This is a genomic window from Pelagibacterium luteolum, assembly GCF_900100665.1.
In the GTDB taxonomy this organism is placed as follows: Bacteria; Pseudomonadota; Alphaproteobacteria; order Rhizobiales; family Devosiaceae; genus Pelagibacterium; species Pelagibacterium luteolum.
Genome location: NZ_FNCS01000001.1, coordinates 540,845 through 553,909, shown reverse-complemented (window position 1 = coordinate 553,909; position 13,065 = coordinate 540,845). Strand labels below are relative to the sequence as shown.

Sequence of the window (13,065 nt, the reverse complement as noted above, 5' to 3'; positions counted from 1 at the left end):
GGCAAGGCAGGCCTCCACCGAACAGGGGAATTTCTAATCCATGTCCAAAGCCGATTTTTATTCCGTGCTCGGGGTCGAAAAGGGTTGCGACGCGGCAGGGCTGAAGTCCGCCTATCGCAAGCTGGCCATGCAGTATCACCCCGATCGCAATCCGGGGAATGCCGAGGCCGAGCACAAGTTCAAGGAAGTGTCCGAAGCTTACGACACGCTCAAGGACCCGCAAAAGCGTGCGGCCTATGACCGGTTCGGCCACGCGGCCTTCACCAATGGCGGTGGGGGCGCGGGCGCTGCCGGGTTCGGCAACGATTTTTCCTCATCGATGTCGGACATTTTCGAAGACATCTTCGGCGAGTTCATGGGCGGCGCGCGCGGCCAGCGCCAGCGCGACGGTCGCCAGCGCGGGTCCGATCTGCGCTACAATCTCGAAATCGCCCTCGAAGACGCCTTTGCCGGGACCACCGTCGATATCGACGTGCCTTCTCTCATCGGCTGCGAAACTTGCGACGCGACCGGCGCCAAGCCCGGCACCGGATTTTCGACCTGTCGTATGTGTGGTGGCCACGGCAAGGTGCGCGCGGCGCAAGGGTTTTTCACCATCCAGCAGACCTGCCCCCAATGTCACGGGCGCGGCGAAACCATGGACCAGCCCTGCACCGACTGTAACGGTCAGGGCCGCAAGCAGACCTCGCGCACACTCTCGGTCGATATTCCCAAGGGTATCGAGGACGGCACGCGCATTCGTCTCGGCGGCGAAGGTGAAGCGGGCCTACGCGGCGGGCCGACCGGCGATCTTTACATTTTCGTTTCGGTCAAGCCGCACCAACTCTTCCAGCGCGACGGCGCCGATCTCTACGCCAAGGTGCCCATCTCCATGGCTACCGCGGCGCTCGGCGGCGAATTCGAAGTCCCGACCCTCGAAGGCGCCCGCGCCAAGGTCAAGGTCAATGAAGGCACCCAGCCCGGCCAGCGCGTTCGCCTCAAGGGCAAGGGCATGCCCGTCCTGCGCAGCCAGCAGATCGGCGATCTCTACGTCCAACTCGACGTCGAAACTCCGCAAAAGCTCACCAAGCGCCAGCGCGAACTGCTTGAGGAATTCGAAGAAATCTCCAGCCGAGAAAACTCCCCCTCCTCGGAAGGCTTTTTCGACAAACTCAAAACCATGTTCACAGGCTAACGGAGTTAGCCGGGTTTTTTGAAGCTCGGGGGCACGGGAGAGGCTATTCCGGACGTTGGTTGTGTGGTTGGCGCAGCTGATCGGCAGCGCCGACATTGCGTGCGCAAAGCCACTCCCTACCTCCACCGTCGTCCCGGGATTTATTCCCGGGACCAAGCTGCAGCACCAGCCAAGTACGCATGGCCAAATGTGCCCTAGCCACGGCATCCCGAAGCGCTCTACTCTTTTGCCGCAGCACAGGAGACGCCCATGCCCACCGCCCTCACGCTTTGCGGCTCGATCCGCCAGGGATCGGTCAACAAGAAACTCCAGAACATAATGGACGCGCGCCTCGCCGAAGCAGGGGTCGATGTCAACTCCATCTCGCTTGCCGATTTCGAGATGCCGATCTTTAACGAAGATCTCGAAGCCGATCACACCCCCGAAACTGCCCGGCAATTGGCCGAGCTCTTCCGCACCCACGACATCGTCTTCATCGCCACTCCAGAATACAATGGCGGCCTGCCCCCTTTGGTGGTCAACACCATCGCCTGGCTGAGCCGGCAGAAACCGTCCCCGTTTCGCCACGCCATCTTCGGGATCGGCGGCGTCTCATCAGGCAAGTACGGGACCATCTGGGCCCAAAGCCATCTGCGCGACACCCTCTCGAAAATCGGCACCCTCGTCGTCCCAACCCTTTTGGGCATCGGCCCGGATTCAACCGCCTTTGCCGAAGATGGAAGCTTCACCGAGAAATCGGTGAACGGGAAGATCGACCAGATGATCAAGGAACTCACCCACTTCTCCCGCGGCGGGATTTAACCGCCTCGATCGCCAGTGGCTCCGCGTCTCAGCGCCCCCTCAACCACCCTCGCCCAAGAAATAACTTATCCCCGCCCTCTCGACCTCACCCATACTCCCTCTCACGAACCCGCGTTGATGGACGCAAGCGCAACGAACGTTTGGGCGGGTTCGGTTCGGGTTCCTTGGGGGTCGCCGCAGGGAAGGCCCAAAGCGGACGGATGGCCGGATGTGGATTGCGAGGTCCACGTCGCACCGGGGAAACCCGGAGGGGCACCGGGAGGATCGGGCAACCGAGACTTCCAACAATCCCCAGCCCGATACGCCGCCATAAGCCCAAAATCCCGGACGCATGGGGCGATGATCGCTTCATATAAAACAAAAATTATGCGGAGCGTTTATTGCCCCATGCCGTCTATCTCCGCCACCGGGACCGAAAGGCCGCCGGCGTTTGCTGCCGGCCTCGATTTGCCGCCAACCCTTGCGCTCGATCCCAACTCGTGGCATCGAGCCACAACATTGACAGCACGGGGAATTTGCCATGGCCGGAGACCTGATCGTCGGACTTGATGTTGGCTCGCGCTATGAGGCCGAAGAGATCATCGGCCGGCTGGGCGACAGCGTCGAGTATTTCAAGATCGGCTACCAGCTGTTTTACGGTGGCGAGGGCCTGACGGTTGGCAAGGAATTGATCCGGGCCGGCAAGAAAGTCTTCTTCGACCTCAAACTCCTCGACATCGACAACACGGTCGAAAAGGGCGTCGCCGCCTTTGCCGAAACCGGCGCGGCCATGCTTACCCTTCACGCCTATCCCAAGGCCATGGACGCAGCGGTCAAGGCCGCCGAAGGCTCGGGGCTCTGCCTTTTGGGCGTCACGGTTCTCACCTCCATGGACCAGGCCGATCTCGAAGCTGCCGGCTACGGCATGAGCATCGAAGACCTCGTTGCTCGCCGCGCACATCAGGCACGCGATGCAGGGATGGGCGGCATCGTCGCCTCGGCCTTCGAAGCCCGCAAAGTGCGCGACATCGTCGGGCCTGACATGGCCGTCGTCACCCCTGGCATTCGCCCATCGGGCAGCCCGGCGGGTGATCAGAAGCGCGTCATGACGCCAACCCAGGCGCTCGAAGCGGGTGCCAGCCATCTCGTCGTCGCCCGCCCGATCGTTGCTGCGGAAAGCCCAAAGCAGTCGGCGCAGGCCATCCTTTCGGAAATGGCCATGGCGAAGGTGGCGTAGATGACACTCAAGATCGGCATCGTCGGCGCCGGCGGCCGCATGGGCCGCGCCAATATCGCCGCTGTCCTCGCGCATCCGGATTTGACGCTCGCTGCAGCGATCGAGCGGGCAGGGGCCGACAGTCTCGGCAAGGACGCCGGGGCGCTTGTCGGAGCCGAGCCGGTCGGTATCACGATCACCGACGATCTCGACGCGCTGCTGGCTGCAAGCGACGCCGTCATCGATTTCACGACGCCTGCGTTTACCGTCGAACTGGCCCACCGCATCGCCGCATCCGGCAAAATTCACGTCATCGGCACAACGGGCTGCTCACCCGAAGACGACGCGGCAATCGCCAAGGCCGGCGAAGCCGGGGCGACGATCGTCAAATCGGGCAATTTCAGCCTTGGGGTTAACCTTCTGGCCGCGTTGGTCAAAAAAGCCGCAGCCACCCTCGATACCGGATTCGACATCGAAATCGTCGAAATGCATCATCGCCACAAGGTCGACGCCCCCTCGGGCACGGCATTGCTTTTGGGCGAGGCGGCGGCCGAGGGCCGAGCCATCGATCTGGCGGACAATTCTGTGCGCGTGCGCGACGGTCACACCGGCCCCCGCGAACCCGGTTCGATCGGCTTTGCCACCCTGCGCGGCGGCGGCATCATCGGAGAGCATTCGGTATTGTTCTCCTCGATGGCCGAAACCATAACGCTCTCACATTCGGCGCGCGACAGGGCGCTATTTGCCGATGGCGCGCTTGCCGCGGCGCTTTGGGCCAAAGACAAATCCAAGGGATTGTATTCCATGGCCGACGTGCTCGGCCTGAACTGAAAGGGACATTTATGACCGGTACGCTCATCCTCGTTCGCCACGGCCAGAGCGAATGGAATTTGAAAAACCTCTTCACCGGCTGGCGCAATCCCGGCCTCACCGAAGTCGGTGCCGAAGAAGCGCGCAAAGCCGGCAGGTCCCTCAAGGCCAAGGGCCTCGTGCCGGACGCCTATTACACCTCCGCCCTGAGCCGCGCCCAGCGCACGCTCGATCTGATGCTCGAGGAAATGGAGATCACCGATCTCACCATCGTGCGCAATCACCAGCTCAACGAGCGCGACTATGGCGATCTTTCGGGTCTCAACAAGGACGATGCGCGGGAAAAATGGGGCGAAGAGCAGGTCCATATCTGGCGCCGCTCCTACGACGTCCCCCCTCCGGGCGGCGAGAGCCTGAAAGACACGGCTGCCCGCGTGCTGCCCTATTACGAAGCCGAGATCGAACCGCTTCTCAAAGCCGGCAAGACCGTGCTCGTCACCGCCCACGGCAATTCGCTGCGCGCCCTTGTCATGAAGCTCGAGGGTCTGAGTGAAGACGAAATCCTCAAGCGCGAGATCGCGACCGGCGCGCCGATCGTTTACGGCATCGATGCCGAGGGCAAAAAGGTCTCGAGCGAAGAACTTTAATCAGGCCTTCTTGACCGCCTCGTCCCCCAGGACGTCGCCGACATAGAGTTCGAGAACCAGAATTCTCAGCGCTGCCAGCAGCGGCGTGGCCAGTGCCACGCCGATCGGGCCCAAAATGATGCCCATCAGAAGCAGGAAGGCGATGGTCAGCGCTGGAGCGAGGTTGACCACCCGATCCTGGATCAACGGCGACAGCACATTGGCGTCGGCCTGCTGGATGAGGGTATAGCCGCCCAGAACGATCAACGCCGTCGTCATGTCCTGCCCGATCATCGCAAGCCCGATCGGCACAAAGCCCAGGATCGGGCCTAAAAACGGGATGAAGTTCAACAGACCCGCGATGATCCCGAGCGAGAGCGCGTAATTGACGCCCATGACGAGCAGCAGAACCGTCGTCGCACCGCCAACGATCACCATCAGCGCCAATTGCCCGACAAGCCAGCGCTGCAGGGTTGCGCCGGCCCGATCGAGCACGGCACCAAGACGCGGGCGGAACCACACCGGCACGAAAAGAACCAGCCCATCGCGATAGCGCGATGGATCGGCGGCGAGGAAAATGCCCACAAGCGAGACGATCACAAGGTTCGAGAGCATGCCGAATCCCGTGCCAAGCACCGCGCCCGCGCCGCCAAACATTGTCTGCGGTTCAGGCAGGCGCTCCCAGATGTCTTCCGCATTGAAGGTGCGCAAAACGGGCACGCCCCAATCGTTGAGCTGATCGGCCAGCATGCGCCACGCATCGCCCAAAACCCCACTCAGGGCATCGAGCTGGTCGATGATGGTCATGCCACCGGCAACCAGCGCGAACCCAACCAGCATGATCGAGATAACGATCGTGAGGATCAAAGCGACAAGGCGGTGAATGGGAAGAAAGCGCTTTATGAGCGCGACGCCCGAATCGAGCACAGCCGCGATCAGGATCGCGGCAAACAGCAGCATCAACAGTTCGCCAAAAAAAACCAGCAGGGCAATGCTGGCGAGAACCGCAATCACGATAAGGGCAGTTTTTGTCACGCTGGCTTTCGGGCACATTGAAAAGGGGATCAGTGTGCCAAGACTCCGAACGCCCGAAGGTTCCATGGCGCGGGCCAGGCGCCCGGCGACATATCAGCTAGACGCGACGAGCCCGGCTTCCCAACCCAATATGGCCCGCTTGCGAACAATGCCCCAATGATAGCCCGTGAGCGCTCCAGTCGAGCCGACGATGCGGTGGCAGGGAACGACAAACGAGATCGGATTGCGACCCACCGCACGTCCGATGGCCCGGGCGGCATCGGGACGGCCCACCGCACGCGCCACTTCGCCATAGGTCGCAGCACGGCCGGCGGGCACCTTGAGCAGCGTTTCCCAGACCTTGATCTCGAACTGGCTCCCGATCATCACCAAGCGCACGGGCTGTTCAGGGTCCCAGCGCTGGGGATCGAAAATCCGCGAAACGATCGGAGCGATCACCGCGTCGTTGCGATTGAACTTCGCATTGGGCCAGCGCGTTGCCAGATCGTTGAACGCATGGTCGTCGCCGTGCTCGTCGGCAAAAGAAATCCCCGCGACCCCATATTGCGTCATCATCAGACAGACGCGACCAAAGGGTGATTGTGCAAAGCCCCAATCAACCTCCAGCCCGGCCCCCTTGGCGCGATAGATGCCGGGAGGCACCGCATCATAGGTGACGAACAGATCATGAAGCCGCGACGGACCCGAAAGCCCCAGTTCATAACTCGTATCGAGTACGGACAGATTATCGCGCAGCAATTTGCGAGCGTGATCGAGTGCGACGGCCTGGGCGAAGCTCTTGGGCGTCAGCCCGCACCAGCGGCGGAAGGTTTCAACAAGCTGGCGCTCGCTGATCGACAGCGCGTGGGCGAGCGCTGTAACATCGGCGGCCTCGGGGCCGGGAACCGAGAGATATTCGATGGCCCGGGCGATGATCCGATAGGTCTCGGCTTCGGGGATCACGGTGATGGGTGCGTTCGCGTTCATGGCCATATAATAGGGCGGAAGCGCATGCCGCACGACCCGATTTTTACGCCTTGGCCCTATGCAGCGCTGGAGCAAAGACCGCAGCGAAACTGGCCTTGTCGTCGGGCGTGAGGAATTTGCCCACCTCAAACTCCCCATCACGGGTCAGTATCTTGAGCGCGGTCACGCGATCCTCATTGTCGCGCACGACCGAGAACCTGACAAAGAAAGGATTGAAGCTCAGCGCGGTTTCGCGCCCCGTCTTGGTCACGTGCCTGATATCGAGCGCGTCCGGCCAGAGGGTGATTTCCTCGAACGCATCCTTGTCCTTGAGCGAGGCCGTCAGCGCCCAATAAAGGATCAAGACATCGATGCCCATCAGCCCCACGACCGGCCAGGCGCCCATGGAAAAGAATGCAAGGCCGGGAATGGCGGCAAGCCCCGCAAAGATCGCGATCGTCAGCTTGATCCCCTTCGGCGAAAGCGAACGGTGCGGGGTCAACAATGCGGCAAAGAGCGGGCTCTGGGTCATCGGACTTGCCTTTTGGCCTTTGGGCCATTCTAAAACCAAAGACGAGACCGAAATCAAATCACATCGTGCCGCACCCATGCCCAAGCCTTTGACCAAAGCCGAGATCGAAGCGATTTTCGCAGCTTTTGCCGCCCATGATCCCGAGCCCAAGGGCGAACTGGACTATGTGAACCTCTTTACGCTTCTTGTTGCCGTGGTGCTGTCGGCACAGGCTACCGACGTGGGCGTCAACAAGGCGACAAAAGCGCTGTTTGCCATTGCCGACACGCCGGAAAGAATGGTGGCACTGGGTGAAGACGCCATACGGGACCATGTCAAAACCATCGGGCTTTATCGCAACAAGGCCAAGAACGTCTTTCTTTTGAGCCAGGCGCTGATCGCCAACCATAACAGCGAGGTCCCCGATACGCGCGAGGCGCTCGAAGCCCTGCCGGGGGTGGGACGCAAAACCGCCAACGTCGTGCTCAATATCGGGTTCGGCCAACCGACGATCGCCGTCGACACGCATCTGTTTCGGGTCGGCAACCGAACGGGCCTCGCGCCAGGCAAGACGCCTCTGGCGGTCGAACTGAAACTCGAAAAGCGCGTGCCGAAACCCTATCTGCTGCACGCCCATCACTGGCTGATCCTGCACGGGCGCTACATCTGCAAGGCGCGTAAGCCCGCGTGCTACAATTGCATCATCGCTCAGTGGTGCCGTTACCCCGACAAGACTCCCGCGCCCGGGGCGGTTGCGCCGCCTCGCGCTATGCCGTAAGTCCCCGGTTCAATATCTCACACATTTTTTGCGGAGCGCCGATGACCACGCGGTTCGACGTCCTGACCATCGGCAACGCCATCGTCGATGTAATCGCCCCGATCGACGAAAAATTCCTCATCGACGAGGGCATGCGCAAATCGATCATGCATTTGATCGAGGCAGATCGCTCGGCGGACCTCTACGCCAAGATGCCGTCCGAAAAATCGATAATTCCCGGGGGCTCCTCAGCCAACACCGCTGCCGGCGTCGCCGCACTGGGCGGTCGCGCGGCGTTTGTGGGCAAGGTCGCCGAAGACGAACTCGGGCTGGTTTTCCGCGACGATTTCGACTCCAAGGGTATTTCCTACGAGACCGACTATCTGCGCGACGGACCGGCCACGGCGCGCTCGATGATCCTCGTCACCCCCGATGGCGAGCGGACGATGAACACCTATCTCGGCGCCTGCCAGCATCTGACCGAAGCCGATATCGTTGAAGAGACCATCCAGAGCGCTTCCATCACCTATATGGAAGGCTATCTCTGGGATCCGGCGGAAGCGAAAAAGGCCTTCGTTCTGGCCGCGCATTATGCGCACAAGGCAGACCGGCCCGCCGCGATCACGCTTTCGGACCCGTTCTGCGTCAACCGGTTCCGCAACGAGTTCCTCGACCTCATCAAGTCCAAGACCATGGACTATGTCTTTGCCAATATCGAAGAGGCCAAGGCGCTCTATGAAACCGACGACATCAACGTCGCCGTTCGCCAGCTTGCCGAGGACGCCGAAATTGCCGCCGTCACCATGGGCTCGCGCGGCGCCATGGCGATCAGGAACGGCGAAATCGTCTCTGTCCCCGCTTTTGCGGTCGACAAGGTGGTCGATGTGACCGGCGCCGGCGATCTATTCGCCTCCGGCTTCCTCCTCGCCACAGCACGCGGCCAATCGATGGAAGAAGCCTTAAAACTCGGCTGCCTCGCCGCGTCGGAAGTCATCTCGCACTACGGCGCAAGGCCTGTAGCCGATTTGAAGGTTTTGGCACGCGGCGAGGGGATCGCAGTCTAAACCTTCCGCAACGACACCTCGTGGATGGCATGATCGGCGCCCTTCTTGAGCACCAGATCGGCACGTCCACGTGTCGGCAGGATGTTCTCGCGCAGATTCGGCAGATTGATCGATTGCCAGATCGATTTTGCCGTCGATATCGCCGTCAGCTCGCTCAATTCGGCAAAGCGGCGGAAAAAACTTTTGGGATCGCGGAATGCGGTTTCGCGTAGCTTCATGAAGCGCTCGACATACCAGGCCTCCAGCACATCCTCATCGGCATCGATATAGATCGAAAAGTCCAGAAAATCGGAGGCAAAGACGATCGGCGTGCCGTTGCGCGGCAATTCGCCGGGCTGGAGGATATTGAGCCCTTCAACGATCAGGATGTCGGGGTTTTCGACAGTGATCGTCTGATCGGGCACGACGTCATAGACCAGATGCGAATAGGTCGGGGCCGTGACCTTGGGCTTGCCCGATTTGATCGCCGCCAAAAATTCGACGAACGCAGCGCGGTCATAGCTTTCGGGGAACCCCTTGCGCTGCATCAGCCCGCGCTCTTCGAGCACCTTATTGGGATAGAGGAACCCATCGGTCGTAATCAGATCCACCTTGGGCGATGTCGGCCAGCGGCGAAGCAGGGCGCGCAGGATACGTGCCGTCGTCGATTTCCCCACCGCCACCGAACCGGCAACCCCGATGATGAACGGCACCTTGGCGCCGTTGTGGCCCAGAAACCGGGTCGAGGCATGGTGGATGCCCTGGATGGCTTCGACATAAAACGAGAGCAGGCGCGTCAGCGGCAGATAGACGATTTCGGCCTCAGCCAGCGAGATCGGATCGTTGAGGGCGCGCAGATGATTGATGTCCTCGACATCGAGCGTCATCGGCTCGTCGGCCCGCAGCCGCGCCCATTCTTCGATCGAAAACTGCAGATAGGGCGCGTAGGCGATTTTTTTCGGCATGATCAGTCTTGCGTCCGCGCGGCTTTTTCAGCCAGCCCCGATTGCGCGGTCCGGCTGTCGAGTTCGGCCATCACCGCATCAAGCGCAACGCCTTCAGAACGCAGCAGCACAAGGAGATGATAGATGAGATCGGCACTTTCCTTGGTCAGTTCGGCCTTGTCGCCGCTGACGGCAGCGATCACCGCTTCGGTCGCTTCTTCGCCGAGCTTTTGCGCGCACTTGGCCGTGCCTTTGGACAAAAGCTTGGCGGTATAAGATTCGTCCGGCGAAGCCTTGGCCCGTTCGGCCAGCCGCGCGTCGAGCGCTTCGATGGTCAGTGTCATCTTTCCCCCCTCAGTCGAGCCGCATGGGAATGCCGGCGGCCGCCATGTGTGCCTTAGCCTCACCGATCGTATAGGTCCCGAAGTGAAAGATCGAGGCGGCGAGGACAGCCGTGGCGTGGCCCTCTCTCACCCCATCGACCAAATGGTCGAGCGTGCCAACCCCACCAGAGGCGATCACCGGGACCTCGACCGCATCGGCAATCGTTCGCGTCAATTGAAGATCGAACCCCGATTTTGTGCCGTCGCGATCCATCGAGGTCACCAGCAATTCGCCGGCCCCGCGCTCGACCGCGCCAATGGCGAACTCCACGGCATTGATCCCCGTCGGTTTGCGCCCGCCATGGGTGAAGATTTCCCATGTCCCGCTCTCACCGCGCTTGGCGTCGACAGAAACGACGATGCACTGATTGCCGAATTTATCCGCCGCCCGGGCCACGAAGTCTGGATCTGCAACGGCGGCGGAATTGATCGATACCTTGTCGGCACCCGACAAAAGCAGCTTGCGGATATCGTCATTGGACCGCACGCCACCGCCGACGGTCACCGGCATGAAGCAATGCTCGGCGGTCCGCGCCACGACGTCGAAAATCGTATCACGCCCCTCATGGCTGGCGGCGATGTCGAGAAAGCACAATTCGTCCGCTCCCGCCGCGTCATAGGCAATCGCCGCCTCGACTGGATCGCCAGCATCGCGCAGATCGACGAAATTGACGCCCTTGACGACGCGACCGTCCTTAACGTCCAAACAGGGAATAATGCGGGCCTTGAGGGTCATGACTGGACCCCTCCGTTTCTCATTGCGGATCGCGCATGCGGTCGCGGTCGGCTTTGTAGCGGCGATAGATAATATGGCTCAAAAGCGCAATCCCCCAGAACAGCAGCGCCGTTCCGCCCATGGGCACTGTGGCCAGCATCAGCCAGCCCAATACGCCCATGAAGGCCAATAGACCCCCGATGTCGGTGCCGTTGACGATGCATGGGTACACACCCGCCTCATCCACGCGGCAGCCATTTGGATCGGCGATGAGATAGACGATCCAAACCGAAAGGATCGGAAACACCGCAAAGAGGATGATGAGCACCAGCGTTATGGCATAGGGCAGCCAGGGAAAGGGCCGGCCACGCACCGTGCTCACGCCGCGGCCCTCAAAAGCGCCAGTGCTTCACGTGAATCAATACGCCCGTCGTACAAGGCGCGGCCCGAAATCGCGCCTTCGAGGATTTTCGCATCCGGCTCGATCATGCGCCGTACGTCCTCGATGCCGGCCAGTCCACCTGAGGCAATGACTGGAATTGTCGTCGCGTTGGCCAGTTCCAGCGTCGAGGGCCAATTGATGCCCTTCAGGACACCATCGCGATCGATATCGGTATAGATGATCGCCGCAACGCCGGCGCCCTCGAAGCGCTGCGCCAATTCGATTGCGGTCAGCTCGGACGTTTCGGCCCAACCTTCCACCGCCACCTTGCCGCCGCGCGCGTCGATCCCAACCGCCACCTGCCCGGGAAACGCCTTGCAGGCGGCCTTGACCAGCGCGGGATCGCGCACGGCGACAGTTCCGAGGATCACCCTCGCCAGACCTTTGTCGAGCCAGCTTTCGATATGGGCCAGCGTGCGGATACCGCCGCCGAGCTGCACGGGGAAATCCACGGCCTTCAAGATCGCATCTACCGCCGCGCCATTGACGCTCTCGCCGGCAAAGGCGCCATTGAGATCGACGACGTGGAGATATTCGAACCCCTGAGCCTCAAAACTCTTGGCCTGCGCTGCCGGGTCGTCGTTAAAGACAGTTGCCTGCTCCATGTCGCCAAGCTTGAGCCTGACGCATTGGCCGTCCTTGAGGTCGATGGCTGGGAAAAGGATCATGGACGCCACTTCAAAAAGTTGGAAATCAGGGCCAGGCCGAGCGTCTGGCTCTTTTCAGGGTGGAACTGGGTGCCGAAGATATTGTCACGCCCGACGATCGCGGTGATCGGTCCGCCATAATCGGCGGTGGCGATCACGTCGCCGGGGTGTTCGACCCGCATGTGATAGGAGTGCACGAAATAGGCGTGCAGCCCATCTTCGCCCGTCTCAATCCCATCGAGGAGGGCATGCGGCTTTGCGATATCGAGCGTGTTCCAGCCCATATGTGGCACTTTGAGCGTCGCATCGCTCGGCACGATCTTTTCAATCGCTCCGTCGATCCAGCCCAGCCCCAGCGTTTCGACTTTTTCGCGCCCGACGCTGGCCAGCAATTGCATGCCGACGCAGATGCCGAAAAACGGGGTCCCACCCTCGATGACTTTTTCGTTCAGGACCTCATGCATGCCCGCGACGGCGTCGAGCCCTGCCATGCAATCGGCAAAGGCACCCACGCCGGGCAAGACGATCCGATCGGCCAGGCGCACGGCTTCGGCGTCAGCACTGACCAGCACCTTCGTGTCAGTCTCCTGCGCGGCGCGCAAAAAGGCTTTTTCCGCCGATTTGAGATTGCCGGCGCCGTAATCGATGATCGCGACGGTCTGGGTCATGGCCGGGCTCCATAGGTTCGCTCCAGCCACAGGCGCTCGGCGGTTTCGGTATCGGGCGCAACCAGCTCGCCGCTCGTAATCCAGTCGCGCCGACGCAGGACGCGCCCGGCAATCTGTGGCGCGGCATAGCCCGCCCACAGCGCAAAGACCAGATAGAGGACGATGGCCGCGTCGTCTCCGATATGGGGCGCCAGACGATAAAGGCCGATCGCTATGACCGCCCAGAGGCAAAAGAACGCGACCGCGCCACGGAGCAGCGCCCATAGCGGTGTCACAAGGAAAGCGAACCAGGAAAACCGGTCGCCGAGAACCGCAATGGCGTCGGGTCCGGCCTCCGGCTTGGCATAAATTGTATAAAGGCTCATGATC

At 61.3% G+C, this 13,065-nt stretch carries 17 protein-coding genes; 7 read left to right on the top strand and 10 right to left on the bottom strand.

Annotation, left to right across the window (positions count from 1 at the left end; translation table 11 throughout):
* Positions 1–40 precede the first annotated feature (40 nt).
* The 5 genes from dnaJ to BLR31_RS02655 all read left to right on the top strand — a co-directional run bounded on the left by dnaJ (position 41) and on the right by BLR31_RS02655 (position 4,627).
* Positions 41–1,174, top strand: a complete 1,134-nt coding sequence (gene dnaJ, locus BLR31_RS02675; RefSeq protein WP_090591046.1) for a molecular chaperone DnaJ — start codon at positions 41–43, stop codon at positions 1,172–1,174.
* Positions 1,175–1,423: 249 nt separating this feature from the next.
* Entirely contained in the window at positions 1,424–1,975 is a 552-nt protein-coding gene (locus BLR31_RS02670) for an NADPH-dependent FMN reductase (RefSeq protein ID WP_090591042.1), read from the top strand.
* Positions 1,976–2,495: 520 nt separating this feature from the next.
* A complete protein-coding gene (gene pyrF, locus BLR31_RS02665; protein WP_090591038.1) occupies positions 2,496–3,191 on the top strand; it encodes an orotidine-5'-phosphate decarboxylase in 696 nt (231 codons plus the stop codon).
* A complete protein-coding gene (dapB, locus tag BLR31_RS02660; RefSeq protein WP_090591034.1) occupies positions 3,192–4,001 on the top strand; it encodes a 4-hydroxy-tetrahydrodipicolinate reductase in 810 nt (269 codons plus the stop codon). It abuts the gene before it with no gap.
* Between the two features lie 11 nt (positions 4,002–4,012).
* The gene (locus BLR31_RS02655; RefSeq protein WP_090591030.1) at positions 4,013–4,627 is read left to right on the top strand and encodes a 2,3-bisphosphoglycerate-dependent phosphoglycerate mutase; all 615 of its coding nucleotides are present in this window, start codon (positions 4,013–4,015) and stop codon (positions 4,625–4,627) included.
* On the opposite strand, the gene BLR31_RS02650 is transcribed toward BLR31_RS02655, so the two are convergent.
* From BLR31_RS02650 to BLR31_RS02640, 3 genes are all read right to left on the bottom strand, one after another.
* Positions 4,628–5,641, bottom strand: coding sequence for an AI-2E family transporter (locus BLR31_RS02650; protein WP_176762473.1), 1,014 nt, complete (start codon positions 5,639–5,641; stop codon positions 4,628–4,630).
* A 93-nt stretch (positions 5,642–5,734) separates the two neighbouring features.
* The gene (locus BLR31_RS02645; protein ID WP_425287206.1) at positions 5,735–6,613 is read right to left on the bottom strand and encodes a methylated-DNA--[protein]-cysteine S-methyltransferase; all 879 of its coding nucleotides are present in this window, start codon (positions 6,611–6,613) and stop codon (positions 5,735–5,737) included.
* A gap of 37 nt (positions 6,614–6,650) precedes the next feature.
* Positions 6,651–7,118 (bottom strand): DUF2244 domain-containing protein, encoded by a 468-nt coding sequence (locus BLR31_RS02640; protein WP_176762472.1) that lies wholly within the window; start codon positions 7,116–7,118, stop codon positions 6,651–6,653.
* 76 nt (positions 7,119–7,194) lie between these two features.
* Here BLR31_RS02640 and nth point away from each other — a divergent pair, with 76 nt between their 5' ends.
* Together nth and BLR31_RS02630 are read left to right on the top strand one after the other, a co-directional pair.
* A complete protein-coding gene (gene nth, locus BLR31_RS02635) occupies positions 7,195–7,875 on the top strand; it encodes an endonuclease III (RefSeq protein ID WP_090591020.1) in 681 nt (226 codons plus the stop codon).
* 41 nt (positions 7,876–7,916) lie between these two features.
* Entirely contained in the window at positions 7,917–8,918 is a 1,002-nt protein-coding gene (locus tag BLR31_RS02630) for an adenosine kinase (protein ID WP_090591015.1), read from the top strand.
* Here the strand turns inward: BLR31_RS02630 and coaA are convergent.
* From coaA to BLR31_RS02595, 7 genes are read right to left on the bottom strand one after another with little or no spacing between them, the layout of a single operon-like run.
* Entirely contained in the window at positions 8,915–9,862 is a 948-nt protein-coding gene (gene coaA / locus BLR31_RS02625) for a type I pantothenate kinase (RefSeq protein ID WP_090591012.1), read from the bottom strand. The two genes, BLR31_RS02630 and coaA, sit on opposite strands and share 4 nt — an antisense overlap.
* Positions 9,863–9,864: 2 nt before the next feature.
* Positions 9,865–10,185, bottom strand: a complete 321-nt coding sequence (locus tag BLR31_RS02620) for a phosphoribosyl-ATP diphosphatase (protein ID WP_090591008.1) — start codon at positions 10,183–10,185, stop codon at positions 9,865–9,867.
* A gap of 10 nt (positions 10,186–10,195) precedes the next feature.
* The gene (gene hisF, locus BLR31_RS02615; RefSeq protein WP_090591005.1) at positions 10,196–10,960 is read right to left on the bottom strand and encodes an imidazole glycerol phosphate synthase subunit HisF; all 765 of its coding nucleotides are present in this window, start codon (positions 10,958–10,960) and stop codon (positions 10,196–10,198) included.
* A gap of 19 nt (positions 10,961–10,979) precedes the next feature.
* Entirely contained in the window at positions 10,980–11,321 is a 342-nt protein-coding gene (locus BLR31_RS02610) for a hypothetical protein (RefSeq protein WP_090591001.1), read from the bottom strand.
* A complete protein-coding gene (gene hisA, locus BLR31_RS02605; protein WP_090590999.1) occupies positions 11,318–12,049 on the bottom strand; it encodes a 1-(5-phosphoribosyl)-5-[(5-phosphoribosylamino)methylideneamino]imidazole-4-carboxamide isomerase in 732 nt (243 codons plus the stop codon). The genes BLR31_RS02610 and hisA overlap by 4 nt, the downstream gene beginning before the upstream one ends.
* A complete protein-coding gene (gene hisH / locus BLR31_RS02600; RefSeq protein ID WP_090590995.1) occupies positions 12,046–12,696 on the bottom strand; it encodes an imidazole glycerol phosphate synthase subunit HisH in 651 nt (216 codons plus the stop codon). Before hisH ends, hisA begins: the two co-directional genes overlap by 4 nt.
* Positions 12,693–13,061, bottom strand: coding sequence for a hypothetical protein (locus BLR31_RS02595; protein ID WP_090590991.1), 369 nt, complete (start codon positions 13,059–13,061; stop codon positions 12,693–12,695). The genes hisH and BLR31_RS02595 overlap by 4 nt, the downstream gene beginning before the upstream one ends.
* Between the last annotated feature and the right edge of the window lie 4 nt (positions 13,062–13,065).